Origin of the sequence: Providencia sp. (assembly GCF_040396775.1) — a bacterium.
Classification (GTDB): domain Bacteria; phylum Pseudomonadota; class Gammaproteobacteria; order Enterobacterales; family Enterobacteriaceae; genus Providencia.
Map to the genome: position 1 here is coordinate 87,097 of NZ_JBEBNT010000013.1, position 24,349 is coordinate 111,445.

20 protein-coding genes, 1 pseudogene and 1 riboswitch are annotated in these 24,349 nt (G+C 43.1%); of the genes and pseudogenes, 10 read left to right on the top strand and 11 right to left on the bottom strand.

Features of this window, described 5'->3' with window-relative positions; translation table 11 throughout:
• Nucleotides 1-20: 20 nt before the first annotated feature.
• Complete coding sequence (gene dnaG, locus ABWP91_RS14200) at nucleotides 21-1,766, bottom strand: DNA primase (RefSeq protein WP_206083680.1); 1,746 nt, start codon at nucleotides 1,764-1,766, stop codon at nucleotides 21-23.
• Between the two features lie 169 nt (nucleotides 1,767-1,935).
• Nucleotides 1,936-2,151 carry a 30S ribosomal protein S21 gene (gene rpsU / locus ABWP91_RS14205; protein ID WP_001144069.1) on the bottom strand — a complete coding sequence of 72 codons (216 nt, stop codon included), beginning with the start codon at nucleotides 2,149-2,151 and terminating at the stop codon, nucleotides 1,936-1,938.
• A 329-nt stretch (nucleotides 2,152-2,480) separates the two neighbouring features.
• Between rpsU and tsaD the strand changes: the two genes are divergently transcribed.
• Nucleotides 2,481-3,500 (top strand): tRNA (adenosine(37)-N6)-threonylcarbamoyltransferase complex transferase subunit TsaD, encoded by a 1,020-nt coding sequence (tsaD, locus tag ABWP91_RS14210; RefSeq protein ID WP_353243788.1) that lies wholly within the window; start codon nucleotides 2,481-2,483, stop codon nucleotides 3,498-3,500.
• 61 nt (nucleotides 3,501-3,561) lie between these two features.
• Here tsaD and ABWP91_RS14215 read toward each other — a convergent pair whose 3' ends face one another.
• Both ABWP91_RS14215 and plsY read right to left on the bottom strand, forming a co-directional pair.
• The gene (locus ABWP91_RS14215; protein ID WP_353243789.1) at nucleotides 3,562-5,094 is read right to left on the bottom strand and encodes a methyl-accepting chemotaxis protein; all 1,533 of its coding nucleotides are present in this window, start codon (nucleotides 5,092-5,094) and stop codon (nucleotides 3,562-3,564) included.
• Between the two features lie 439 nt (nucleotides 5,095-5,533).
• The gene (plsY, locus tag ABWP91_RS14220; RefSeq protein WP_353243790.1) at nucleotides 5,534-6,190 is read right to left on the bottom strand and encodes a glycerol-3-phosphate 1-O-acyltransferase PlsY; all 657 of its coding nucleotides are present in this window, start codon (nucleotides 6,188-6,190) and stop codon (nucleotides 5,534-5,536) included.
• A 107-nt stretch (nucleotides 6,191-6,297) separates the two neighbouring features.
• On the opposite strand from plsY, the gene folB reads away from it, so the two are divergent.
• Nucleotides 6,298-6,657, top strand: a complete 360-nt coding sequence (gene folB / locus ABWP91_RS14225) for a bifunctional dihydroneopterin aldolase/7,8-dihydroneopterin epimerase (RefSeq protein WP_219249505.1) — start codon at nucleotides 6,298-6,300, stop codon at nucleotides 6,655-6,657.
• Between the two features lie 40 nt (nucleotides 6,658-6,697).
• On the opposite strand, the gene ABWP91_RS14230 is transcribed toward folB, so the two are convergent.
• Nucleotides 6,698-7,942 carry a multifunctional CCA addition/repair protein gene (locus ABWP91_RS14230; protein WP_353243791.1) on the bottom strand — a complete coding sequence of 415 codons (1,245 nt, stop codon included), beginning with the start codon at nucleotides 7,940-7,942 and terminating at the stop codon, nucleotides 6,698-6,700.
• Nucleotides 7,943-7,956: 14 nt separating this feature from the next.
• Nucleotides 7,957-8,571 (bottom strand): TIGR04211 family SH3 domain-containing protein, encoded by a 615-nt coding sequence (locus tag ABWP91_RS14235; protein WP_353243792.1) that lies wholly within the window; start codon nucleotides 8,569-8,571, stop codon nucleotides 7,957-7,959.
• A gap of 280 nt (nucleotides 8,572-8,851) precedes the next feature.
• On the opposite strand from ABWP91_RS14235, the gene ABWP91_RS14240 reads away from it, so the two are divergent.
• The 5 genes and pseudogenes from ABWP91_RS14240 to ABWP91_RS14260 all read left to right on the top strand — a co-directional run bounded on the left by ABWP91_RS14240 (nucleotide 8,852) and on the right by ABWP91_RS14260 (nucleotide 14,974).
• Nucleotides 8,852-9,814, top strand: a complete 963-nt coding sequence (locus ABWP91_RS14240) for a CYTH domain-containing protein (protein WP_353243793.1) — start codon at nucleotides 8,852-8,854, stop codon at nucleotides 9,812-9,814.
• Between the two features lie 12 nt (nucleotides 9,815-9,826).
• The gene (glnE, locus tag ABWP91_RS14245; protein ID WP_353243794.1) at nucleotides 9,827-12,673 is read left to right on the top strand and encodes a bifunctional [glutamate--ammonia ligase]-adenylyl-L-tyrosine phosphorylase/[glutamate--ammonia-ligase] adenylyltransferase; all 2,847 of its coding nucleotides are present in this window, start codon (nucleotides 9,827-9,829) and stop codon (nucleotides 12,671-12,673) included.
• A gap of 87 nt (nucleotides 12,674-12,760) precedes the next feature.
• Entirely contained in the window at nucleotides 12,761-14,188 is a 1,428-nt protein-coding gene (gene hldE / locus ABWP91_RS14250; RefSeq protein WP_353243795.1) for a bifunctional D-glycero-beta-D-manno-heptose-7-phosphate kinase/D-glycero-beta-D-manno-heptose 1-phosphate adenylyltransferase HldE, read from the top strand.
• A 162-nt stretch (nucleotides 14,189-14,350) separates the two neighbouring features.
• Nucleotides 14,351-14,614: pseudogene (locus ABWP91_RS14255) on the top strand (type II toxin-antitoxin system HicA family toxin); the annotation flags it as partial.
• A gap of 6 nt (nucleotides 14,615-14,620) precedes the next feature.
• Nucleotides 14,621-14,974, top strand: coding sequence for a type II toxin-antitoxin system HicB family antitoxin (locus ABWP91_RS14260; protein WP_353243805.1), 354 nt, complete (start codon nucleotides 14,621-14,623; stop codon nucleotides 14,972-14,974).
• A gap of 36 nt (nucleotides 14,975-15,010) precedes the next feature.
• Here the strand turns inward: ABWP91_RS14260 and ubiK are convergent, their stop codons facing one another.
• The gene (gene ubiK, locus ABWP91_RS14265; protein WP_206083691.1) at nucleotides 15,011-15,277 is read right to left on the bottom strand and encodes a ubiquinone biosynthesis accessory factor UbiK; all 267 of its coding nucleotides are present in this window, start codon (nucleotides 15,275-15,277) and stop codon (nucleotides 15,011-15,013) included.
• A gap of 179 nt (nucleotides 15,278-15,456) precedes the next feature.
• Nucleotides 15,457-16,155 (bottom strand): DUF3592 domain-containing protein, encoded by a 699-nt coding sequence (locus tag ABWP91_RS14270; protein WP_353243796.1) that lies wholly within the window; start codon nucleotides 16,153-16,155, stop codon nucleotides 15,457-15,459.
• A gap of 274 nt (nucleotides 16,156-16,429) precedes the next feature.
• Nucleotides 16,430-16,581: riboswitch (FMN riboswitch) on the top strand.
• A gap of 158 nt (nucleotides 16,582-16,739) precedes the next feature.
• Between ABWP91_RS14270 and ribB the strand changes: the two genes are divergently transcribed.
• Entirely contained in the window at nucleotides 16,740-17,393 is a 654-nt protein-coding gene (ribB, locus tag ABWP91_RS14275) for a 3,4-dihydroxy-2-butanone-4-phosphate synthase (RefSeq protein ID WP_353243797.1), read from the top strand.
• Between the two features lie 874 nt (nucleotides 17,394-18,267).
• Complete coding sequence (gene ygiD / locus ABWP91_RS14280) at nucleotides 18,268-19,092, top strand: 4,5-DOPA-extradiol-dioxygenase (RefSeq protein ID WP_353243798.1); 825 nt, start codon at nucleotides 18,268-18,270, stop codon at nucleotides 19,090-19,092.
• Between the two features lie 279 nt (nucleotides 19,093-19,371).
• Here the strand turns inward: ygiD and ABWP91_RS14285 are convergent, their stop codons facing one another.
• The 3 genes from ABWP91_RS14285 to tolC all read right to left on the bottom strand — a co-directional run bounded on the left by ABWP91_RS14285 (nucleotide 19,372) and on the right by tolC (nucleotide 23,037).
• Complete coding sequence (locus ABWP91_RS14285) at nucleotides 19,372-20,535, bottom strand: glutathionylspermidine synthase family protein (protein WP_219244447.1); 1,164 nt, start codon at nucleotides 20,533-20,535, stop codon at nucleotides 19,372-19,374.
• 6 nt (nucleotides 20,536-20,541) lie between these two features.
• Nucleotides 20,542-21,246: a DUF1190 family protein gene (locus tag ABWP91_RS14290; RefSeq protein ID WP_353243799.1), complete on the bottom strand. Its 705-nt coding sequence runs from the start codon at nucleotides 21,244-21,246 to the stop codon at nucleotides 20,542-20,544.
• Nucleotides 21,247-21,645: 399 nt separating this feature from the next.
• Nucleotides 21,646-23,037: an outer membrane channel protein TolC gene (gene tolC / locus ABWP91_RS14295; protein ID WP_353243800.1), complete on the bottom strand. Its 1,392-nt coding sequence runs from the start codon at nucleotides 23,035-23,037 to the stop codon at nucleotides 21,646-21,648.
• A 310-nt stretch (nucleotides 23,038-23,347) separates the two neighbouring features.
• Between tolC and nudF the strand changes: the two genes are divergently transcribed.
• Nucleotides 23,348-23,986, top strand: a complete 639-nt coding sequence (nudF, locus tag ABWP91_RS14300) for an ADP-ribose diphosphatase (protein WP_353243801.1) — start codon at nucleotides 23,348-23,350, stop codon at nucleotides 23,984-23,986.
• Nucleotides 23,987-24,349: the final 363 nt, after the last annotated feature.

Sequence of the window (24,349 nt, forward strand, 5' to 3'; positions counted from 1 at the left end):
AATTCTGTTTTGGGTTTGTATTATGTTTTTACTCGCGACAGCGTAATTAAGTGCACCTCTTCGCGCTCTTGCGGGGTCAGACTTTGTGTGCGAGCTTTCGCCATTAAATAGTCGAAACGTTCGCTGAGTGCGCTATTAAATAGATGATTTAATGCATCTATAAAGGTATTTTCCGCTATCTCCTCTATTTCTATATCGTTCCATGTTGCTAGTTTTTCAAGCTGTTTCGAAAAATTATTATCTCGATAACGCTCTAGCAACTGCCCAGTCGTCATTCCGGGGGTGGAACGGCATACATCGACCAATTCCTGAAATAGAGAAAGCCCCGGCATTTGGATATGGGCAATTCCCTCTAGCGAGGGAACAAGCTCCGAAAAGTTCGGATTTTGCACTAACAGTGCGATAAGAATTCGCATTGTTGTCGGTTTTAATTTTGGCGCCTGATAATTAACTTGCTCGGTGTTCTCTCTATCAATAATAGCAAGAACCTGAGAAATATCTGGTATACCAATAAAATTTCCTAGCTCTTGCGCCATATAAAGGCGCAAAGTCTCACCCGGTATCTGTTTAATCAAAGGGATAGCAAGCTTACTAAATTTTGCTTTCCCTTCTTGGGTGGTTAAATCAACTTGTGGTACGAGTGAATCAAATAAAAAACCTGACAGCGTTTGTGCTGTTTGCATTCGCTGCTCAAAGGCTTCTTTACCTTCTTTGCGTACCAATGAATCAGGGTCTTCACCATCAGGTAAAAACATAAAGCGTAGTTGGCGGCCATCCGTCAGATAAGGCAGGGCGGTTTCTAATGCGCGCCATGCTGCTTCGCGGCCAGCTCTATCACCATCATAACAACAGATAACAGTATCTGTTGAACGATAAAGTAACTGAATGTGTTCTGAGGTGGTTGAGGTTCCCAGTGATGCTACCGCATAGCGGATGTCATACTGAGCCAATGCCACTACATCCATATAACCTTCGACAACTAATAACTTCGCTAATTCACTGCTATTTTGTGTTGCTTCATAAAGGCCGAATAATTGGCGTCCTTTATGGAAAATATCTGTTTCTGGCGAGTTCAAATATTTGGGTAATGCATCCCCTAATACTCGCCCACCAAAGGCGATAACTCGACCTCGTCTATCCCGAATGGGAAACATAACGCGCTCTCTAAAGCGGTCATAGACACGGCCATTATCATTGGTCACTAACATGCCTGCATCATCAAGCTGTTTGCGACTGTCGGGGTTTACTGCGAATTTCTTGAGCAAATTGTCCCAGCCTGGGGGGGCGAAACCAATAGAAAAATGCTCAATAATTTCTGCGCTCAAACCACGTTGGCTTAAATAATCTTTGGCTTTATTTGCCGAGGGATGATTTAAGGCAGCGCAGTAAAATTGGTTAATTTTTTCCATCAACTGATACAAGTTTTGTCGTTGATGTAATTCTATTTGGCTTGTACCTGTTCCTTTTTCGTAGGGAACATCAAGGCCATGTAATGCAGAAAGCTCTTCAATTGCTTCGACAAAATCGAGTTTGTCGTAATTCATCAAAAAATCGATAGCGTTACCGTGGGCACCACAACCAAAACAATAATAAAACTGCCTTTCACCGTTAACGGTAAAAGATGGGGTTTTTTCGTTATGGAACGGACAGCAAGCGTGATGGTTTTTACCCTGTTTTTTTAACGGGACTTTTGCATCGACTAAATCAATGATGTCAGTTCTCGCTAACAAGTCATTGATAAATGAACGCGGAATTCGTCCAGCCATAAGCCTCTTTTTCGCCTGTTGATGAACGATAATAAGCCGCGCTTCCTTTAGGAAAGCACGGCCTTTAACTGCTTAGCTATGACTACTACAAGAAAAAAATAACTGCGAGAGTGACTCAATTCTTATATTAGCTATCGTCTGTCATGAATGCGGTTAACACCGCAATCAATTAGTACAGACGAGTACGGCGTGCGTTTTCGCGAGCCAGTTTCTTAGCGTGACGCTTAACAGCTGATGCTTTAGCGCGTTTACGTTCAGTCGTTGGTTTTTCATAGAATTCACGACGACGAACTTCAGCTAAAACACCTGCTTTTTCACAGGAACGTTTGAAACGACGCAGTGCAACGTCGAATGGCTCGTTTTCACGTACTTTAATTACCGGCATGTGCCTCTCACCTCGATAGAAATCGGTTTGTTGCTGGTTTTTGTTCACCAGCCATCATTTAAAATGGTGCGGAATTTTACTTCAATGAGTACGGGTTTGTAAAGTGCCGTATAAAATTGAATCACACAAGATCACCTGATTTGCAGCTCGTTCGATGAAAAAGCAAACAAAACCAGACGATAATGAGAATTAGCCACACGAAATTTTTATTACAGGGGGTTGATTATAGACTATACAACAAGGAAAGTCAGCCTTTTGGCAACATAAATTACGCGATAGTCCGAAAATAGTGATAGACTTGCGCCTATGAAATAAACAAGGGTAGTGCAATGCGTGTTTTAGGTATCGAAACTTCTTGCGATGAAACTGGTATCGCAATCTATGACGACGAGCTTGGCTTGCTAGCCAACCAATTATACAGCCAAATTAAAGTCCACGCTGATTACGGTGGTGTTGTGCCTGAACTGGCATCTCGCGACCATATTCGTAAAACGGTGCCATTAATTCAAGCAGCACTGAAAGAAGCCAATTTAACCCGTGAAGACATCGATGCCGTTGCGTATACTGCAGGCCCTGGTCTGGTGGGGGCATTGATGGTTGGTGCAACAGTAGGACGTTCGTTAGCATTTGCTTGGAACGTACCGGCAGTGGCTGTTCACCACATGGAAGGGCATTTATTGGCGCCTATGTTGGAAGAAAAAAGCCCCGAGTTTCCATTCGTTGCATTGCTCGTTTCAGGCGGTCACACACAATTGATTAGTGTGACAGGCATTGGCGAATATGAGCTATTAGGCGAGTCTATTGATGATGCCGCAGGGGAAGCCTTCGATAAAACGGCGAAACTGTTAGGGTTAGACTACCCCGGTGGCCCAGTTTTATCGCGTATGGCCCAGCAAGGTACCGCAGGGCGCTTTGTTTTCCCAAGGCCTATGACGGACAGACCGGGTTTAGATTTCAGTTTTTCAGGGTTAAAAACCTTCGCGGCGAATACGATCCGTGAAAATGCTGATGATGACCAAACTCGCGCTGATATCGCGCGTGCATTTGAAGATGCCGTGGTTGATACACTGGCTATCAAATGTAAGCGTGCGCTTGAGCAAACAGGTTTTAAACGTCTGGTTATGGCAGGGGGCGTTAGCGCTAACCGTACACTTCGTGCCAAAATGGAAGAGGTGCTGAAACAGCGTGGCGGTGAAGTGTTCTATGCGCGCCCTGAATTTTGCACCGACAATGGCGCGATGATTGCACTTGCAGGGCTGATTCGTCTAAAAGGTGGCACAACGACAGGCTTAGGGGTGACAGTGCGTCCACGTTGGCCGCTGGCAGAATTGCCACCGTTAGAAAAATAGCGTGCATCTATATCAACATGAAGGGCTGTTTAACCACAGCCCTTTTTTATGGTGTCAAAAATTAATGTAGAACAATCACTGCCTCTTCAAGGCGTATTGATCGGTCTTTCACCATATTGGATGTTTCTGTACTTTGTTCAACCAAGAGCGTACTTTGCTGCGTAATGGTTTCTAATTCACTGACCGCTTGAGTGATATCAGAAATACCAGCCGCTTGTTCAGATGTTGCTTGGCTAATATGCGTGATTAACTGGGTCACATTTTGTACTTGGTCAACAATGTTTTTCATTGTATTTCCTGCAGTATGCACTTGGTTTTTCCCAGAATTGACCTTTTTCTCACAGTCATTAATCAATTCACGAATATCATTGACGGCGCTTGCGCTTCGGCTTGCTAAGCTGCGAACTTCATTAGCCACCACGGCAAACCCTTTGCCTTGCTCCCCTGCGCGGGCGGCTTCCACCGCGGCATTAAGCGCTAATATATTGGTTTGGAAGGCGATGTCTTTTATGACATCAGTAATTGAGTTGATTTTATTAGTGCTATGAACAATTTCGTCCATGGTGCCAACTACGGCTTCCATCATTGCGCCACCACTCACTGCAGTTTCACTGGTCGCATTCGAAAGTTGGTCAACTTGGATGGTGTTGTCTGCATTCATTTTTACCGAAACAGCCATTTGGTTCATCGTCGCCACGGTTTGCTGCATATATCCGACTGTTCTTTGGGTATGAGTATCTAACTCACTACAGTCGGCGACTAAAGATTGGCTACCTTTTCGTACGTTATCCACTTGTTCAGAAACATCTTTTATCAACCAGCGGCACACAAGGCCAAGTTGCCCGACTGAGCGCAATAGCTGGCCAATTTCATCTGTGCGCTGCATATGATTGACGCTGTGGCGATTGCCGCGGGCGATACCGAGTGCTTGAGTCATAATGTTTTCAAGGGGAGAGGCCAAAATTCGTTCAAAGATAATATTACTAATTAGCAGCGTAGCGAAGGTGCATAAGCTCGCGATAAGTAACGGGGTGTTTTGTAACCCAGCTAAACTCGCTATCGCCATCCAAAATGCAAATAACAGACTTATGGTGAGCCGAATTCGCCAACGCGTTGAGAGGGTTGAAAGATGAAAAGGCCATTTTTTAGAAAGCACAATCCCTTTGAATATTTTTTGTTTGCTCCTATTTTCACTCATAGCTGCATAGAGGGGTTCCACAGTGGCGATCTCTTGGCGGGTAGCACGTGTCCGAATCGACATATAACCCGTAATAACACCTTTGCGCTCCATGGGAATAATATTGGCTCTCACCCAATAATGATCGCCATTTTTACGCCTATTTTTGACAATGCCAGTCCACGGTTCGCCTTTTTTCAGGGTTGCCCACATATCCGCAAATGCCTGCTTTGGCATATCAGGGTGCCGGATAATATTATGGGGGCGTGTTAATAATTCATCTAATTCATAACCACTAACTTGAACAAAGAAATCATTAGCGTGAACAATGTTTCCTTGTAGGTCGCTAGTGGTCATAAGTGTAATATCTTCATCTAAGATATGTTCGTTTTGAGTGATATAAGGGGTTCTGCTCATGATAAATACCATTATTATTGTTTAGTTTTCCTTTTATATAGTCGACAGTTTTTAAATATTCATTAGTAATAAATTTGCAATAAATTAACTTTTTTTTAAAAGTGTGCGCTAGTTATGGCTAAAATGTAACAACAGCACAAATTGCTACTGGTACAGTTTTAGGAAAGGATTAAACGCTATTGTTTTTTTGAGGTGTTTTTTTAGGAAATTTTTAGCAAGTGTTAGGGCATAAAAAAAGAGCTGATTTTCAGCTCTTAGACAGCTGACAAACCGGTTAGGTTTGGCAGCAGGTTGGATAGGTTTTGAAAATAGACGAGGAAAATCAATTCACTGATTTTCGGCTGATAACACAAAGCAGGAAAAACCACGCTTTTATCCTGCTTTGTCAACAACCTAAGAGCTGATTTTCAGCTCTTTTCAAGAAAGCGGAAATGGGGACTTAGTCGTCTAACTCTTTTTCTTTGGTTTCTTGGGCGATTTCTTTATTGGTTTTTTGCTTTTTATTTTTTAATTTCTGCCAAATACGGCTTTCTTGCCCGCGCCATAAGCGTTGAATATTGCCGTGGTGACGCACTAAGACTAAGCATGACAGCATGGCAACAGGAAAGGTAAATTCAGGCTTAAACCACCAAACGTAAAATGGTGCTAGCAGCGCACTAACAATTGCGCCTAGAGATGAATAGCCACTGAGTAGGACAGTGAGTAACCATGTTCCTGCCACTAACCCTGAAAGATCCCAGCCAATAGCGGCGATAGAACCAAATGCTGTGGCTACTCCTTTTCCGCCTTTAAAGTGAAAGAAAACAGGATAAATATGCCCAAGGCAGGCTGCAATTGCGACAAAGCCAAGATAGAATGGGGGCACATTGAGATAATAAGCCAGCCAAACGGGGATCATCCCTTTTAAAACGTCGCAAAGTAGTACGGCGGCGGCGGCGGCTTTGCCTCCAACGCGTAAGACGTTAGTTGCACCGGGGTTACCAGAGCCGTGTTGACGGGGATCGGGTAGTCTCGCTATACGGCAGATCAGTATTGCACTGGAAACTGATCCACAAAGGTAAGCGAAGATTATCATGCCAAGCGCGGTTGCACTCATAGCTAACTCCAAAACGGTTGAGGCCATATATTCACTTCAGCCTTGGATAATACGCATATTTTTGCTGAAGTGGTATTAATTCAGTACATAAACGAGAAAATGACGTGATGGATATCGTATTTATTGAACAATTATCAGTCATCACCACGATTGGTGTATATGACTGGGAACAAACTATTGAGCAGAAATTAGTGCTCGATATCGAAATGGGATGGGATAACAAACGCGCGTCTTTGAGCGATAATGTTGAACACTGCTTAGATTATGCGCAAGTCAGCCAAACCCTTATTAGCCATTTAGAAACAAACAAATTTGGTTTAGTTGAACGTGTTGCTGAAGAAGTCGCCCAACTTTTAATGACAAAATTTAATAGCCCATGGGTACGCATTAAAGTTGCTAAACCAGGCGCAGTTGCACGCGCTCACCAAGTTGGTGTTGTAATCGAAAGAGGTACAAAAACCGCGTAAAAGATGACTGGCGGCGTTTTACCGCCAGTATCATTCATATCTATAGGTTCATCTCAATAATTTGCTGCTGTTGTTGCCAGCGGACAATATGCTCAATACGCTGGCGTGTCAATTCTTGGCGTATATCAGGCCCTTTAAACCCTTGATCAATGATGGGTTTTACCGCGACAGACTGTGCGATAGCAAATGCTTCGCGTAGAAACTCGCCTTGTGGATAGGTGTGTTGTTCAAGGCCCAGTCGGCCTCTGGCATCGGCTTCGCTGATTAAACTGAGCTGCATAATACGCTCTGGCTTGCGCCAACTATCTAAGCCATCAAAAACCGCCACTAAATCACTCGCTGATAACCGATTGATGACGTGAATTTTATCGTGATACCGAGCTGCTAAGCGGGCTAAATCTCGTGCATCAGTTGGGACTCGAAGCCGATTACAAAGCTGCTCAATAAGTGGGATCCCTGCTTCTCCATGATTAGGATGACTTGGCCAAACATCAGGGGGCGTAAGCGCTTTTCCGAGATCATGGCAAAGTGCGGCAAAGCGAATGTCCACATCATTGGACAACGTGGCAATCACTTTCATCACCATCAACGTGTGAACCCCTGTGTCGATTTCAGGATGCCACTTTTCAGGGGCAGGAACGCCAAATAGATTATCGATCTCGGGGAATAGCACTGCGAGCGCACCACATTGGCGTAAAACGTCAAAATAAATCTGAGGTGCGTTCGATTTAAGGGCCTTTTCTGTTTCTACCCAAACGCGTTCTGCCGTTAAGTGCGATAACTCTCCCGTTATCGCCATTGACTGCATTAATGCCAGTGTTTCTGGAGCAATCGTGAAACCTTGCTCGAAGTAACGTGCTGCAAAGCGTGCGACCCGCAAAACGCGCAGTGGGTCTTCTGCAAATGCATCCGAAACATGGCGTAGAACCCGTTTTTTAAGGTCATTTACGCCATTAAATGGGTCGATAATCTCCCCTGAATCACTTTGGGCGATGGCATTAATGGTGAGGTCACGACGTAATAAGTCATCTTCAATAGTGACATCAGGTGCGCTGTAGCAGCTAAACCCAGTATAGCCCGCACCCGTTTTACGTTCTGTTCGGGCTAACGCGTATTCTTCATGAGTTTTTGGGTGCAAAAAGACCGGGAAATCTTTCCCAACCTGTTGAAAACCTTCTGCCAGCATAGCTTCAGGTGTCGTACCAACCACCACAAAATCCCTATCAGAAATAGGCAGTTTGAGGAGTTGGTCACGTACGGCACCGCCAACCAGATACACTTTCATCGCAATAACCTTAATTACACCCAGCCATCATTACGTTTTTTACGACGTGGAATGAGGTGCGGTAAAATTAAACCTAAAATTAAGCCTGCGCCTGCCACACCACCACCATACATAAACCATTGTAAAATCAATTCACGGCGGCGATCATCAAGGTTCACCTCAGCAATTTCGAGTTTTTTACCAGACTTAATTAATTCATTCTTTAATTTTTCATTTTCCGCTTTCAGTTGGCGAACGATATTGTCATTGTCTGCCACTTTTTGTTGCATATCGGCGGTGCGAGTGTTCCACGTACCATCAATATTATCTAACTGCTGACGGAGTTTTTGATTTTCGGCTTCCAATTCGGGAATCCGGGTTTTCATACTTTGTTTATTACTAAGCTGATCAACCGGTAGCCAAACTGTTCTGCCTTTATCATCACGTACCTGAGCAAACTTGCTATCAGTGGAAATCAGCTCAACTTCTTCCCCTGCGTTAAGCGTTCCTACGATACGATATTTTGTGCCAGGGCCGCTATGAACATATGTTGATAAGTCATCTGAAACATAACGTTTTTCTGCTGCTTGTGTGTTGAAGGAAAGGCCTAGCCCCATGATTGAAATTAATAATAATGGAATTTTTCGCATGGTATTTACAGTCTTTTGGTGGTGAATGAATGTGGTATTCATTGAATACTAATAAGTAAAGTGGCAGGGTGCAAACCCTAAACACCGATGTCTTGGTCCTCTAAAGGATAATGAGAACTATCCTAACTGTCTAAATTACCCTTATTTTTACCCTTTTTTCAAGATAACTCTCTAAAAGAAATCTGGCAGAGAGAATTTTTGATTTCAATACAGATTCTTTTCTCAGCATCGCTTGATTGGGGTAAGATGAGTGCAGTGAAATTATCAAATAAGGATATGTATGAGCCACGTCGAGGTTGAACTCAAATTAGCCGCCAAAAGTGAGGCCATAGAGGCTGTTCGTCAGAGTATATCGACATTGCCCCATCAATACAGTGAGCCAACGAAGTTAACCAATATTTATTTTGACACGCCACAAAGGCAATTACGTCAATGGGATATGGGGCTACGTATTCGTGGTTGCGATGGGCGTTATGAAATGACGATGAAAACGGCGGGGCAGGCGATTGGTGGTTTACATCAACGCCCAGAATACAATGTCGATATTGATTCCCCTGAGCTGGATCTTGGCGCTTTCCCTGACGAAATTTGGCCAGAAGGCACGGATGTTGCAGCATTACAATCTGAACTCAGTGTGTTGTTTAGCACCAACTTTACGCGTGAAAAATGGCTAGTCACCTTTGAAGACAGCGAAATTGAAGTGGTGCTTGACCAAGGTGAAATCTGTGTAGGTGCAAAAGATCTGCCTATTCAGGAGTTTGAGTTAGAACTCAAAAAAGGTTTCATTGCGGATGTGCTTAATTTAGCGAAAAAATTTGCTGATATTGATGGGTTATATTTGTCTTCCTTAAGTAAAGCGGCTCGAGGTTATTCCCTGCTTTCACCGACTAAAGCGCTATTAACACGCCCTGATTCACTATTTGATTATGAAGAACAGCCTATTGAAAAATCGCTGACACATATGCAGTTATTGTGCCAGCAACATGAAACGTATTGGTTAGCTGGTGAAAACGATGCGCGCCACGGTTTTGTGGAGTTCTTGCGCTTTGTTCAAGCTTTTTTGGTGCATTATCAAAACTCAGCCCCACATTTTATCCATGACATACCGTTAGACCAATTACGCTTGGATATTGCGAATGAAGACATCAGTGCAGATGATTTTTGTTATAGCAGTCAGTGGTTAAAATGTAAGCTGGCCTTTATTCAATGGTTAAGTGCATTAACTTACCAAGAAGATCACTAGGATCCGAACAACATGCATCCACAGCCTGATTTACTCCGAGCCCAAAAAGAACGTGTTTTAAATCAGTTAGCTGGCCAAGCGCCTGATTTATTGCCTTTGAGTGAAGATGAAGCACAAGTGCTCTCTTTTAGTGATTTTGCACTTAAACAGGTTCTTGCGCATTCACAGTTTCTATTGGATATCCGCGCGAACCCACCGAAGGCAGACGAATGGCAACATTATGAGACTTGGCTAGCGGACAGTGTTTCATCTGTTTCAAGCGAAGATCATTTAATGCAGGTGCTGCGCACGTTCCGTCACCAAATATTAGTACGCTGTACGTGGATGCAAGTATTGGCAGTGTGTTCGCAGCAAGACACCATTTATCAACTCAGTGTGTTAGCGGAAACCTTGATTGTTGCAGCAAGGAATTGGCTGTATCAAGAATATAGCCAGCAGTGGGGAACGCCTTGTAACCACGAAGGAAAACCACAACCGCTGTTAGTTCTGGGAATGGGGAAGTTGGGTGGGCGAGAGCTGAATTTTTCTTCCGATATTGACCTTATTTTTGCCTATCCTGAAAACGGTGTTACGCAAGGTGGCCGTAAAGAGCTCGATAATGCGCAATTCTTTACCCGCTTAGGGCAAAAACTGATCCGCATGCTCGATCAAGTAACCGCCCACGGTTTTGTTTATCGAGTGGACATGCGTTTGCGCCCGTTTGGCGACAGTGGTCCGCTCGTGTTCAGCTTTTCAGCGCTGGAAGATTATTACCAAGAACAAGGGCGTGATTGGGAACGTTATGCGATGGTCAAAGCGCGAATTATGGGGCCCGATAGCCTGCATTACGCCGAAAGCTTGCGTAAATTATTGCGTCCGTTTGTTTATCGCCGCTATATTGATTTCAGCGTGATCCAGTCCCTGCGCAATATGAAAAATATGATTGAGCGAGAGGTTCGCCGCCGTGGTTTGGTGGATAACATCAAACTGGGGGCTGGAGGGATCCGTGAAATTGAGTTTATTTCCCAAGTTTTTCAGTTGATCCGCGGAGGGCGTGAACCCGTTTTACAATCACAATCACTATTTTCCACGTTTCAAGGGATCCGCGAACTTGCTTTATTACCAGACAATCAGGTCAATATCTTGCAAGATAGCTACATTTTTCTGCGTAGAGTGGAGAATTTGCTGCAAAGTATTGACGACCAACAAACTCAGACACTTCCTGACAATGCACTCAATCAAGCGCGTTTAGCATGGGGAATGAATTTTGCCAACTGGGCGGATTTTTACGCATTGCTAAACCAAAAAATGGCGGCAGTTCACCACATATTTGCGGAGCAAATTGGGCAAGATGACGATGGTGAAGATGCGGGTAATTTCGATGAAATTTACATCACATTGTGGCAAAGCGACCTATCTAAAGAAGAACTTGCCGCCTACTTACCTTCCCAGAGTGAGGATATTGCGCAGCGGATCATTCATGGTATTTTAATGTTCCGCCATGACTTGAACAAACGCACTATAGGGCCTCGAGGACGTGATGTTCTTGATGAGCTCATGCCCAAGTTATTGGCAAAAATTGGTGAACGCGATGATGCAGGGCAAGTCCTTGAGCGTATTACGCCACTGTTGCTAAGCATTGTCAGCAGAACCACTTACCTTGAGTTAATGCTTGAATTTGACGAGGTGCTGACCCACGTTATTCGTTTGTGTGCTGCCTCGCCAATGATTGCTGAGCAGCTCTCTCTCCATCCTTTGCTTCTCGACGAATTACTTGACCCACAATCGCTTTATCAGCCTCTTCCATTAACAGCGTATCGCGATGAATTACGCCAATATTTGATGCGTGTGCCTGAAGAGGATGAAGAGCAGCAGTTGGAAGCATTGCGCCAATTTAAACAAGCACAACTCTTGCGAATTGCTGCGGAAGATATTTCTGGCGTGCTGCCTGTCATGAAAGTCAGCGATCACTTAACCTACCTTGCAGAAGCGATTATTGATGCTGTTGTTCATCAAGCATGGCAAAAAATGGTGAAGCGCTACGGTGAACCTGCCCATTTAGCGCAAGGTGATAGCAAGCAATATGGCTTTGCTGTATTAGGCTACGGTAAGCTGGGGGGCTGGGAGTTAGGCTATAGCTCTGATTTAGATTTGGTTTTTCTGTTTGATTGCCCCTTGAATGTGGTCACTATTGGTGAGCGCTCTATTGATGCAAGGCAGTTTTATTTGCGTGTTGCACAGCGCATTATTCACTTATTCAGTACGCGTACGGCATCAGGGGTTCTCTATGAAGTGGATGCCCGATTAAGGCCATCAGGGGAATCAGGGATGCTAGTCAGTACTATTCAATCCTTTGATGATTACCAAAAAAATGATGCGTGGACATGGGAACACCAAGCGCTTATTCGTGCTCGAATGATATTTGGTGATGTTGAATTACAACAGCAATTTACCCGAATTCGCCATGAAACTCTGTGCTTGCCAAGAGAGGCGCACACACTGCAACAGCAAGTGCGGGACATGCGAGTAAAAATGCACCAGCATTTAGGCAGCCACCAAGCCAATGAGTTTGATTTAAAGGCTGACCCTGGTGGGATCACGGATATTGAGTTTATCGCGCAATATTTGGTGTTGCGCTTTGCCTCACAAAACAAAGCATTAACGCGTTGGTCTGACAATGTGCGTATTTTTGAACTGATGGCACAGTACGATTTTATGTCGGATGAAGAAGCTAACACATTAACTCAGGCCTATGTCACCATGCGCAATGAATTGCATCACTTAGCTTTGCAGTCATTACCTAGTCGTGTAGATATGAGCCAATTTGCAGAGCAACGTGAGCAAGTGTTAGCCAGTTGGCAAAAATGGCTAGGTGAATGAGTTAAAACGTATTTTATTTAGCTAATTAGCGTAATATGCTAATTAGCTAATTATGATCAAATTTCCTTTTTAAAACTGGAGTGCAGGATGAAAGTAACTCTTCCGGATTACAAAAAAGCCGGTGTGCTGGTAGTTGGCGACGTGATGTTAGACCGTTATTGGCATGGCCCTGCAAACCGTATTTCCCCCGAAGCCCCTGTGCCAGTGGTGAAAGTCACGATGGTAGAAGAACGCCCAGGTGGCGCGGCAAACGTCGCGATGAATATTGCATCATTGGGGGCAAACTCTCGCCTTGTCGGCTTAACAGGGATTGATGATGCTGCAAAAGCATTAACGGAAAACTTAAATGCTGTACAAGTTCGCTGTGATTTTGTTGCTATCCCAACACATCCAACGATTACAAAGTTACGGGTGCTGTCTCGTAACCAGCAGCTAATTCGCCTTGATTTTGAAGAAGGTTTTGACAACGTCGATGTGGCGCCTGTTTTAGAGCGTATTGAACAAGCTTTGCCTCACATCGGTGCATTAGTGCTATCTGATTATGCGAAAGGCGCATTAACCCACGTTGAAAAAATGATAGCGTTAGCGAATAAGGCGGGTGTGCCCGTATTGATTGACCCGAAAGGCAGCAATTTTGAACGCTACCGTGGTGCAACATTATTAACGCCAAATATGTCTGAGTTTGAGGCCATCGTTGGGCCTTGCAAGACAAATCAAGATGTTGAAGAAAAAGGGATGGCGCTACTTAATTCATTGGAATTAAAAGCGTTATTGATCACGCGTTCAGAGCAAGGCATGAGCCTGATCCGCCGTGATGAAGCGCCATTGCATCTGCCAACACAAGCACAAGAAGTGTTTGATGTCACGGGGGCGGGGGATACGGTCATTGGTGTATTAGCGGCATCAATTGCATCTGGTCGTCCATTACACGAAGCTTGTGCGTTAGCAAATGCGGCAGCGGGTGTTGTTGTTGGTAAACTTGGGACATCCACCGTTTCCCCTATCGAATTGGAAAATGCGATCCGTGGCCGTGCAGATACGGGCTTTGGTGTGATGACCGAAAGCGAGCTCAAACAAGCGGTTGCCAATGCAAGGCAACGTGGTGAGTGCGTGGTGATGACTAACGGGTGCTTTGATATTTTGCACGCAGGCCATGTTTCGTATTTAGCTAATGCACGTAAGCTGGGTGATAGACTGATTGTTGCAGTAAATAGTGATGCATCAACGCGTCGCCTTAAAGGTGAAACTCGCCCAGTGAACCCATTAGAGCAACGCATGATTGTTTTAGGTGCGCTAGGGGCTGTCGATTGGGTCGTGGCTTTTGAAGAGGACACGCCGCAACGTTTAATTGCGGAAGTTCTACCTGACATTCTGGTTAAAGGTGGCGACTATCGCCCTGAAGATATCGCAGGCAGTGCTGAGGTTTGGGCTGCGGGTGGTGAAGTCAAAGTGCTTAATTTCGAAGATGGTATTTCAACGACAAACATTATTAAAAATATTATGAAAACCAGCTAATCACTGATTAGTTCCTTAATGATTGATGACCCAGCTTTGGTGATATGCCGAAGCTGGGTTTTTTATTATTTAATGGTTTTAAATAACAATGACGTCATCTATTGACGTCATTTGTGTTTTTATCTTAATTTGATATCAGTTAATGACGTCATGGAATAGACGATGATCAAAATCAGGGAATTGAGTGCTAAGCACCGGAAAACCATGGTTGATATACTGACCATCTCACCTAAATCAGCCATTAGGTGGGATGATGTACTCAGTTTAATCAATCATCTAGGTGGTCAAATCAAAAAGGGTAACGGCTCACGACGCAGGTTTATTTTATGTGGTTCGTTGTTTCTGACACACCAACCTCATCCGGGGAACACAATGGATAAAGGCGCGGTTAATGGATTACGTGAATGGTTAGAAAACATAATAGGGGGGAATATGATTAAAAGCAGTAATGTCATGACAATCAATGGGCATCCTGCTTCTGTCACCTATGAAGCAGACATTAAAGCATTTCGCGGTCAATTTTTAGATGTGAGTGGTTATTGTGATTTTGTTTCCGATAGTATTGAAGGGCTGAAAAAAGAAGGGCAAATCTCATTAAGTGACTATATTGAAAGCTGTCGTGAGGAAGGAATACCGCCATTTAAAGATGAAGATACCGTGAAGTCATTCACGTTGCGTTATCCTAGCCGCTTGGAAGCTTATTTAAATGCTGCAACAACAGCCCATAAGATCTCTAAAAATCAGTATATCGTACAGTTATTAGAACGCGAATTAATGTCTAATTAGTAAAATGTGACGCCAACGAGGGCGTCACAATTCGGTTTATTCAGCTGTTTTTTCTTCAGTACTTAAGCTGGCTTCAAGGGCACTGATGCGTTGTTCCATTTTAGCTAACTTTTCGCGAGTGCGTAACAACACTTGAGTTTGAATATCAAACTCTTCACGGCTGACTAAGTCTAATTTGCCGAGTTGTGACTGTAACAGTGAGCGCAGTTTTTTATCAAAGTCTTCACCTAAATCACGTACGCCTTGGGGTAATGCACCTTGAATTTGGCGAGCAACTTGTTCAAGTTTTTTCGGATCGAGCATTCGCGGGTCCTTAAATTTTTTAAGAAATGAGTTGGGGGTAGTGTAATACCTCTTGTCGTGGTAATAAACTCTTTTCCTGTTTCCAGATGATACTTGCGTACAAGGGGGCAAGGGGGAATGAGTCTGAGGGGAAAATGACCATCTTGAAGGTTGAATTATCCAAGATGGTCACTTTAAGGTTATTTCAATTCAGGTAAAAAACGGATGTCCATGTAGTATTTACTGGCATTACTTTTATCGAGGTAAATGGTCACATTTTCCCTATCAATATAAGGCGATGGGTCGAAATAAATATTCTCACTTTTATAACGCTTAATTGAATTTGTACTTTTATCATGCACATCTGCAATAATTTGGTAAGGAGAACGCCTATTCACTTGAATCAGGGTATTTTCTTCAACGCCCGTGATTTTGACTTGAATTGGCGTACCTTCACGCAACAAACGGGTGCTTTTTTTCTTACTGGCGGCACCGAGCAAAACAGGAATGCCGCCAATTAACGTAAATACACCGCCGAAAATCCCCAGAATAATACTCAGACCATATACGCCAAAGAGCGAATCAATAATGGCACCTTGTGGATTTGTAGGGTTATAAAGAATATCAATGGATTGACCGATGCTGTTTCGGTAACTGCTACTCCCCATTGATGAGCGAAACTCGATTTGTTGATTTTCTTGGGTGGTAAATTCGATAATTGGAAAATAGGTTTTTGATTTATCTTCCGAAACACTAATATCGAGATCAGTGATTATTCCTGTTGTTTTGATGCCATTTTTTGCCATATCCATACTGGAATAAAGCGCAAAAGCCGTTCCGATTAAAAATAAGATGCCGACCACTAAAAAAATAGGAAAAATAAAACGAAACTTTTTCACTCCAATATTCCTTAAATTGCGTTTTTATTGTTGGGTATTATTATACAAGTTAATAAATTATTTTAGTTAAGTATGGTATTTGGCCTGATATTTAGGACAATTTACGCCTTATTCTGCTTTTCATACCATAATAGGGACGTTGGTAATATCTGTACTTTTAATTACCCCTGATAACTCTAGGTTTTTATTCATATTTTTTGACCAAAAGTGTGAGAGGCTCGCCAATTTTGAAAAGCACCGTTGCGTAGTAGAATTATTGGCGTTATATTAATTGCGTTTATCTCAGGGCGGGGTGAAAGTCCCCACCGGCGGTAACATGCAACGCGCATGAAGCCCGCGAGCGCTTTATCATTTAGGTGATAAAGGTCAGCAGATCCAGTGTGAATCTGGAGCCGACGGTTATAGTCCGGATGGGAGAGAATTAACTGTATCTGCATCTTTGTGCGGCAATGCACAATAATGTTCTGCATACCTGAATAGGTAAGTTGCCATTTGTAGGTAATTTATATATTCATCATTTCTCGTAATCCTAAGACTGCCTTGATTCTGGTAACTAGTTAATAACTATTTAAGAGGTTTTTACCATGGATCATACGCTACTTTCCGAATTCGGTAATCCAATCGAACGTGTTGAAAAAGCTCTCGAAGCCTTACGTCAAGGCCAAGGTGTTCTTGTTCTGGACGATGAAGATCGTGAGAACGAAGGCGATTTAGTTTTTGCAGCAGAAACTATGACTGCAGAGCAAATGGCATTCACCATTCGCTATAGCAGCGGTATTGTGTGCTTGTGCATCACTGAAGAGTGTCGCAAAAAACTGGAACTACCAATGATGGTGGAAAATAACACCAGCCAAAATCAAACGGGCTTTACCGTGACGATTGAAGCAGCAAATGGTGTCACCACAGGGGTTTCAGCCGCAGACCGTATTACAACTATTCGTGCTGCGATTGCGGATAACGCAGTGCCAGCAGACCTAAACCACCCTGGCCACGTTTTTCCATTGCGAGGTCGTGAAGGCGGTGTATTAGCACGCCGAGGTCATACAGAAGCGTCCATCGATTTAGCTTCATTAGCAGGCTTCAAACCCGCAGGTGTGTTATGTGAGTTGACCAACGATGATGGCTCAATGGCTCGCACACCAGACGTGGCGGCATTTGGTAAGCAACATGGCCTGACGGTAGTGACTATAGAGGATTTAGTACAATATCGTTTGCAGCACGAAAAGAAAGCGAGCTGATCCTCGTCATATTTCGCGCTGTGGCGTTGTTGGCTTCACGCAGTCATCTTAGTCACATACTTGTGTATGCTCCTAAGAATGACTTCGTTCGCCGCCTAGCCACAACTCGAACTATTTAGAGGATGTCTTCGTCGTATTTCAAGCGGTGGCGGTGTTGGCTTCACTTAGTCATCTTAGTCACATACTTATGTATGCTCCTAAGAGTGACTGCGTTTGCCGCCTAGTCACAACTCGAACTATTTAGATGAATATCCTCGTCATATTTCGAGTGATCACTGCGTTGGCTTCTCTTAGTCATCTTAGTCACATACTTATGTATGCTCCTAAGAATGACTTCGTTTGCCGCCTAGTCACAACTCGAACTATTTAGAGGAATATCCTCGTCATATTTCGAGTGATCACTGCGTTGGCTTCTCTTAGTCATCTTAGTCACATACTTATGTATGCTCCTAAGAATGACTTCGTTTGCCGCCTAGTCACAACTCGAACTATTTAGAGGAATATCCTCGTCATATTTCGAGTGATCACTGCGTTGGCTTCTCTTAGTCATCTTAGTCACATACTTATGTATGCTCCTAAGAATGACTTCGTTTGCCGCCTTGCGCTAACTCGAACTATTTAGAGGAATGTCCTCATTGTATTTCGAGGAAGAGTTCGTTTTTTTAACTTAAATATGAATAGGCTAATTTAAGCTAAGTTATTTAATTTATTGGTAATACGTTAAGCATATAGAATCTTATTAAGGCCACTGAGTTGCACACCTCGTGGCCTTTTCAATTTTTTTGATGATCATACTCATAATTAGGCCACTGTGTTTTTCGCACAAAAGCGTATGCTGTAAGCAGAAACTAATTGAGTTGGAGTTGAAATCATCATGTCGGTAAATACTTCAGTCGTAAATAACAAGATCCCCGCGATTTTTATAGGTCACGGTAGCCCAATGAATGCTATCGAGGACAATCCTTATACCAAAGCGTGGGAACAGCTCGGCAAAACCTTACCCCGTCCAAATGCGGTATTGGTGATTTCAGCACACTGGTATACCCGTGGTACGGCGGTGACCTCGATGTTAAAACCTAAAACGATTCATGATTTTGGTGGGTTTCCAGAAGCTTTATACCAAATTGAATACCCAGCACCCGGTTCACCAGAACTTGCCCAACAGGTTGCAAATTTATTAGCGCCAGAACCTATTTACCTTGATAAGGAAGAGTGGGGACTTGACCACGGGACATGGGAAATTTTAGTGCGCATGTACCCAGAAGCGGATATTCCTGTGATCCAATTAAGTATTGATGGAACAAAACCTGCGATTTGGCACCACGAATTAGGTAAAAAATTGGCGGTACTTAGAGAGCAAGGCGTGCTTATCATGGGTAGTGGTAATGTGGTGCATAATCTGCGCGCCATGGATTGGCAAAATGCACAGGCAGAGCCTTATCCATGGGCTTTATCTTTTGAACAATTTGTCTACGATAACTTGCAAAGTAAAATGATCCCGCATCCGCTCACTAAAGGGCTAGAAAGGGAAGATGGCAAATTATCAAACCCATCGGCGGAGCACTACTTACCAATTTTACCAATCTTAGGAACTTGGGATGGTGAAGAAGAGGTAAGCACACCGATTGAAGGAATTGTGTCGGCATCGTTAAGTATGATGTCGGTCATCGTTGGCTCTTCCTCGTCATGCTTCAAGTGATCACTGCGTTGGCTCTTCCTCGTCATATTTCAAGTGATCACTGCGTTGGCTTCACGCCGCTACCCTAGTCACATACTTATGTATGCTCCTAGGGATAGCTTTGTTTTGCCGCCTTGCGCTAACTCGAACTATTTAGAGGAGTGCCTTCATTGTGTTTAGAGGCGTTTTATCTTTGCATTTCAAGGCAATCGTACGGATATTTTAGGTTGTCATATTTTTTAAGACATAAAAAAGCCCAAACAAAATCAATTGTTTGGGCTTTTATAATCTAGCTATTGATCAGTCGATGATTGTATGTGGATAGAAACGAGACAGATCTTGAGTGATCAGCTCTTTATCTTCACGAATACAAATTCCCGCAGGTTGATCATTCACCAACCAACTTCCTACTAAGGTATAACTACCTTCAAATTGCGGTAGTGGGTGGAATTGTTGAATAATCATCCCCTCTTCACCATATGGGCCATCCGCAGCGGCAATTTCTTTGCCATTTTCAATAATACGGATATTTGCACCTTCACGTGAAAACAACGGTTTAATCACATATTTATCGAGCTCAGGCTGTGTTTTGCCATCGGCAAAATAAGCCGGAAGCAGGTTTGGATGATCAGGGAACATTTCCCATAACATCGGTAGCAACGCTTTGTTCGAAATAATGCTCTTCCACGCAGGCTCTAGCCAACGAACGCCAGCATCTTGCAGCTTGGTAGAGAAAATTTCACGTAGCATAAATTCCCATGGATACAGCTTAAACAGATTACTGATAACCTGATCTTGTGTATCTGTGAATTCGCCTCTTTCACCTAAACCGATTTCATCAATATATAAGAACTCGGTGGCAACGCCCGCCTCGTTGGCACAGTCTTGCAAATATTGTACTGTGCCGCGGTCTTCTTCAGTGTCACGACAGCAAGACATGTGCAGCAAACGAAAACCGTATTGATCTTTAAGCTGAGTAAAACGTTCGATCAACTGTTCTTGAATGCTGTTAAATTGATCCGCATTTTCAGGTAGTTTGCCCGCTTCAATTTGATCTTCTAACCAGATCCATTGGAAGAATGCTGATTCATATAAAGATGTTGGCGTATCAGCGTTATTTTCCAGTAACTTTGGCGGATTAACGCCATCGTAGGCAAGGTCAAGCCTTGAATATAATGAAGGCTGTTCGCTTTTCCATGAGCTACGAACAAACTCCCAACAGTGCTTAGGAATTTGAAAGCGTGCCAGTAATTCGTCACTTTCAATAACACGTTCAACCACTTTTAAGCACATTTGATGCAGTTCAGCAGTTGCATCTTCGATTTCGTCGATTTGTGCCAGAGTGAATTGATAATACGCATCTTCAGACCAGTACGGTTCACCGTACATGGTGTGAAATTCAAAACCAAACTCAGATGCTTTTTCACGCCAATTCGGGCGCTCAACAATAGGAACTCGTTTCATTACGGATCAACCACCCATTGAACGGGAAGATGAAGTTGATTTTGCCGATGAAGACGAACGTTGTGCCATCGCTTGTTTATTGACGGTGTCACCAAAACCACCACGCGTTACGGTTGATGTGGTCGGTGGCTTAGGTGCCATTGCTGTTTTTGGTACGCTCATTGAACGGCCACCTGCAACTGCAGGACCATAGCTTTTACCTGATGCATCAACAAACTTACCGTTTGCTGGGCTTGCTGGATTTTTAGAGCTAAATAGTGGCTGAGATGCTGCGCTACCGCCCATCATACGACCCATCATGTAACCCATCATGAGTGGCATCCACATGCTGCCGCCGCTGCTTTGTGCTTGTGCTGTCTGCTCACCATTCGTTGAGCTAGTTCCTGCAAGACCTGCTTGAGCCGGGGCTTGAGTACACATAGACTCACCAAATTCAGCAATACAGTCAGCTTGCGTTTCATATTTAGGCGCAGTTTTTGCGGCTTCTTGTAATGCATTGTTGTAAGCGAGAGTACATTGATCCGCTTGAGATGGATTTGCTTGGCTGCAATCTTGTGCATTGGTATACAGAGATACCGTTTCATCGCTTTCTTCACAGGCAGAAAGCATAAATACCGCACTGACAGCGACTGCGACAGGCGCTAAGCGGTATGAACGCCAAGACTTGCGGAAGGCGTTTTGATTAATATCTTTGGTGCGCTTCATGGTCATGGTAATTACCCTGAATAAGATTTAAGTAAGATGTTTTATAAGTTATCTCTAGGATAGGGGATAACCGCCGAAAATTAAAGCAGAAATATGGCAGAAATAGATTGAAATTATCATTTTTGTAACTTTCTTATCTTTTTTGAGAAATGGTAGATTAAAACCGAAAAGAAAAATGAATATTTTCATTGAATATCAATTAATTAATATAAGGCTGTTTTTTGTGCGATTTGATAATAACTAAAGTGAGAATTGGCTGAATTTTACAAATGAGAGAAGGTAAAACGGTTTTAACTGATTCAATTCGAGCAGAACGAGTGATTTAAGTTGTTTTCTTTGAACTTTGATAAAAAATGACCCGCGAAAGCAGCGGGTCATTTTATTTGTCTAAACTAAATGAGTAAGTTATTTAATTTTAGGCGCATTAGTATTACGGATAATGCTGCTTGGCTCAGTGGAAATTTCTTTGCCTAAGTTCGCATTTAAGCGCGCAATGTCATCTTCGTTTAACGTACCGCGAGCAAATTCAATATTCAGCTGGTTAATCATATAATCATAACGCGCGTTAGATAGATTTTGCTTCGCTTGATACAGTGCGGTTGTTGATGTTAATACGTCAACAATCGTACGTGTACCGACTTGATAACCGGCTTCCATTGCATCTAATGAGCTTTGTGCAGAGACAACCACTTGTTTGTATGCATTGATGCTACTGATAGATGAAGAGACGTTATTAAATGATGAACGAACTAACTGAACTACATTACGGTAAACGCTTTCCAACTGCTCGCTTGCGCCTTGGAAGCCATATTGTGCTTGTTCAACTTGTGAGCTAGTCGCACCACCACTATACAGTGGAATACTTAAGTTTAAGCCAATGCTGTTTTGCCCATTATAGCTGTTGCTTGCGCCTTTACCTGTTAAGCTATTGTTGTAACCACTGCCGTGGTTATAGGTATTAGTCACCGCGGTTGACGCATCAAGGCTAACTGTTGGCATATGACCTGTTTCTGCTAAACGGATGTTTTCACGAGAAACGTCTTGAGCCAAGCGGGCACTTAATAGGCTAAGGTTACGTTCTTCCGCTTCTTTTAAGATAGCGTTGATATCGCCCAGCTCAGTAGTTTTAAAACGATCGATATTTAAAGATGCCAGTTGGTTATAGTACACACCGCTGACTTGACGCAGTTTTTCAATCGCATTTTCTAAGTCGTTACGACCCGCAACTTCTTGTGCGATAACGCTATCGTAGTTGGCACGAGCGTTTTGCACGTCAGTTATTGCAACAAGGCCAACGTTAAAGCGTTGGGTAACTTGGTCTAATTGGCGATAAACGGCTTCTTTATTCGCTTCAATATAAGATAGCGCATCAATTGCTTTTAGAACGTTAAAGTATGCAGTTGCCGTATCTAAAATTAATTGCTGCTGGCTGGTTTGGTAAGTGACATCAGAAATACCTGCTGTTTTTTCTTGCATGCTTAGCAAACGCCATTTAGACATGTCAAAAACAGTTTGTGTTAATTTCAGTGATGCATTTAAACCAGTGCTTTCGGTATTATTCGCATCACGGTAACCGCTGCCATAGCTAGCCCCTGCACCTAAACCTAATTGAGGTAATAATGGGCTACGAGCTTCATTAATTTTTTCAAAAGCCTGATTACGTTCAGCCAATGATTTTCTTAACTCAGGGTTACTTTCTTTCGATTTTTGGTAAACCTGCAGTAAATCGTCTGCGAAGCTATTGGTACTGAGACCCACAAAACTCATCGCAATTAAAAGGGGAAGCAGTTTCTTCATTTTGATTCCTTGATTAAACAGCAAATTATGTTGAGTCTGTTGCCTAAAACGTACCATGCCTAATTTAGGCGATTGATATAAAAAATGCGTTTTAGAGACAGTTATGAAAAAAACAGACCCTATTGTTGCTCTTAGATTTGAATAATGGCGCTTATTGTAGCAGAGGTTCGTTTGAATTAACGGTAGCCTTTTGTGCCATTTTGTCTCAATTTCATTAAACATTACCTCATCTGAGGTTAAAAAACCTTAAAAACAGTTTTAATCCACAATTATTTCCTTAAGATGGAAATTAATGAGTTTGGAGAATGCAATGACAAATAAAATAGAACAGCCAATTAAATTTGGCAAAAACGATGTTGAAATTATATCCAAGCGTAAATTATTTAACGGTTTTTTTCAAATGATTGAATACCGATTTCGCCATCGGTTGTTTGCGGGTGGATGGAGTAATGAAATTCGCCGTGAGGTTTTTGAGCGCGGTCACGCAGGGGTAGTTTTACCTTATGATCCCCAAACCGATAATGTCGTGTTAATTGAACAAATTCGTTTCCCAGCAATAGAAACGAGCGAAACGCCATGGTTGCTCGAAGCTGTTGCAGGGATGATTGAAGAAAATGAATCCCCAGAAAAGGTTATTCGCCGTGAAGCAATAGAAGAGGCTGGCCTAGAAATTCGCCATACAAAGAAAGCGCTCAGCTACCTTTCAAGTCCTGGTGGTACGACGGAGCGCATGCACGTGTTTATTGGTGAAGTCGATAGCACACAAGCGAAAGGTATTCACGGCCTAGCCGCAGAAAACGAAGATATCAAAGTACACGTTGTCAGCCGAGAGCAGGCCTATCAGTGGGTAGAAAATGGTACCATCGACAATGCAGCCACAGTCATTGCTATCCAGTGGTTACAGCTCAACTATCAAAAACTTAATGAAAAATGGATGAAACTATCTTAAAGAACAATTAATCTAGTGAAGTGTGTGCTGATTAGCAGATATTTAACTAATTAGTCGTCATACTCCAATTACTCGTCATACTTCAAGCTGCAAGTGTGTTGGCTGCACTGCGCAACCCAAGTCACATACTTATGTATGCTCCTTGGGATAGATCCGATAGCCGCCTTCTTGCAACTCGAATTATTTAGAGTAATTAAGCGTGTTGAATGAGAGACAGCGCAAGGTTTCACAGCAAGCTGCAAGTGTATTGGCTGCACTGCGCAACCCAAGTCACATACTTATGTATGCTCCTTGGGATAGCTCCGATTGCCGCCTTCTTGCAACTCGAATTATTTAGAGTAATTAAGCGTGTTGAATGAGAGA

Coding starts and splice junctions, on each gene's coding strand:
- ABWP91_RS14240 (WP_353243793.1), top strand. CDS start 8,852: ATGAGCCACGTCGAGGTTGAACTCAAATTAGCCGCCAAAAGTGAGGCC.
- folB (WP_219249505.1), top strand. CDS start 6,298: ATGGATATCGTATTTATTGAACAATTATCAGTCATCACCACGATTGGT.
- hldE (WP_353243795.1), top strand. CDS start 12,761: ATGAAAGTAACTCTTCCGGATTACAAAAAAGCCGGTGTGCTGGTAGTT.
- ABWP91_RS14290 (WP_353243799.1), bottom strand. CDS start 21,246: ATGACCATGAAGCGCACCAAAGATATTAATCAAAACGCCTTCCGCAAG.
- tsaD (WP_353243788.1), top strand. CDS start 2,481: ATGCGTGTTTTAGGTATCGAAACTTCTTGCGATGAAACTGGTATCGCA.
- dnaG (WP_206083680.1), bottom strand. CDS start 1,766: ATGGCTGGACGAATTCCGCGTTCATTTATCAATGACTTGTTAGCGAGA.
- ABWP91_RS14235 (WP_353243792.1), bottom strand. CDS start 8,571: ATGCGAAAAATTCCATTATTATTAATTTCAATCATGGGGCTAGGCCTT.
- nudF (WP_353243801.1), top strand. CDS start 23,348: ATGACAAATAAAATAGAACAGCCAATTAAATTTGGCAAAAACGATGTT.
- ABWP91_RS14230 (WP_353243791.1), bottom strand. CDS start 7,942: ATGAAAGTGTATCTGGTTGGCGGTGCCGTACGTGACCAACTCCTCAAA.
- rpsU (WP_001144069.1), bottom strand. CDS start 2,151: ATGCCGGTAATTAAAGTACGTGAAAACGAGCCATTCGACGTTGCACTG.
- glnE (WP_353243794.1), top strand. CDS start 9,827: ATGCATCCACAGCCTGATTTACTCCGAGCCCAAAAAGAACGTGTTTTA.
- plsY (WP_353243790.1), bottom strand. CDS start 6,190: ATGAGTGCAACCGCGCTTGGCATGATAATCTTCGCTTACCTTTGTGGA.
- ABWP91_RS14215 (WP_353243789.1), bottom strand. CDS start 5,094: ATGAGCAGAACCCCTTATATCACTCAAAACGAACATATCTTAGATGAA.
- ABWP91_RS14285 (WP_219244447.1), bottom strand. CDS start 20,535: ATGAAACGAGTTCCTATTGTTGAGCGCCCGAATTGGCGTGAAAAAGCA.
- ribB (WP_353243797.1), top strand. CDS start 16,740: ATGGATCATACGCTACTTTCCGAATTCGGTAATCCAATCGAACGTGTT.
- ygiD (WP_353243798.1), top strand. CDS start 18,268: ATGTCGGTAAATACTTCAGTCGTAAATAACAAGATCCCCGCGATTTTT.
- ubiK (WP_206083691.1), bottom strand. CDS start 15,277: ATGCTCGATCCGAAAAAACTTGAACAAGTTGCTCGCCAAATTCAAGGT.
- tolC (WP_353243800.1), bottom strand. CDS start 23,037: ATGAAGAAACTGCTTCCCCTTTTAATTGCGATGAGTTTTGTGGGTCTC.
- ABWP91_RS14260 (WP_353243805.1), top strand. CDS start 14,621: ATGATTAAAAGCAGTAATGTCATGACAATCAATGGGCATCCTGCTTCT.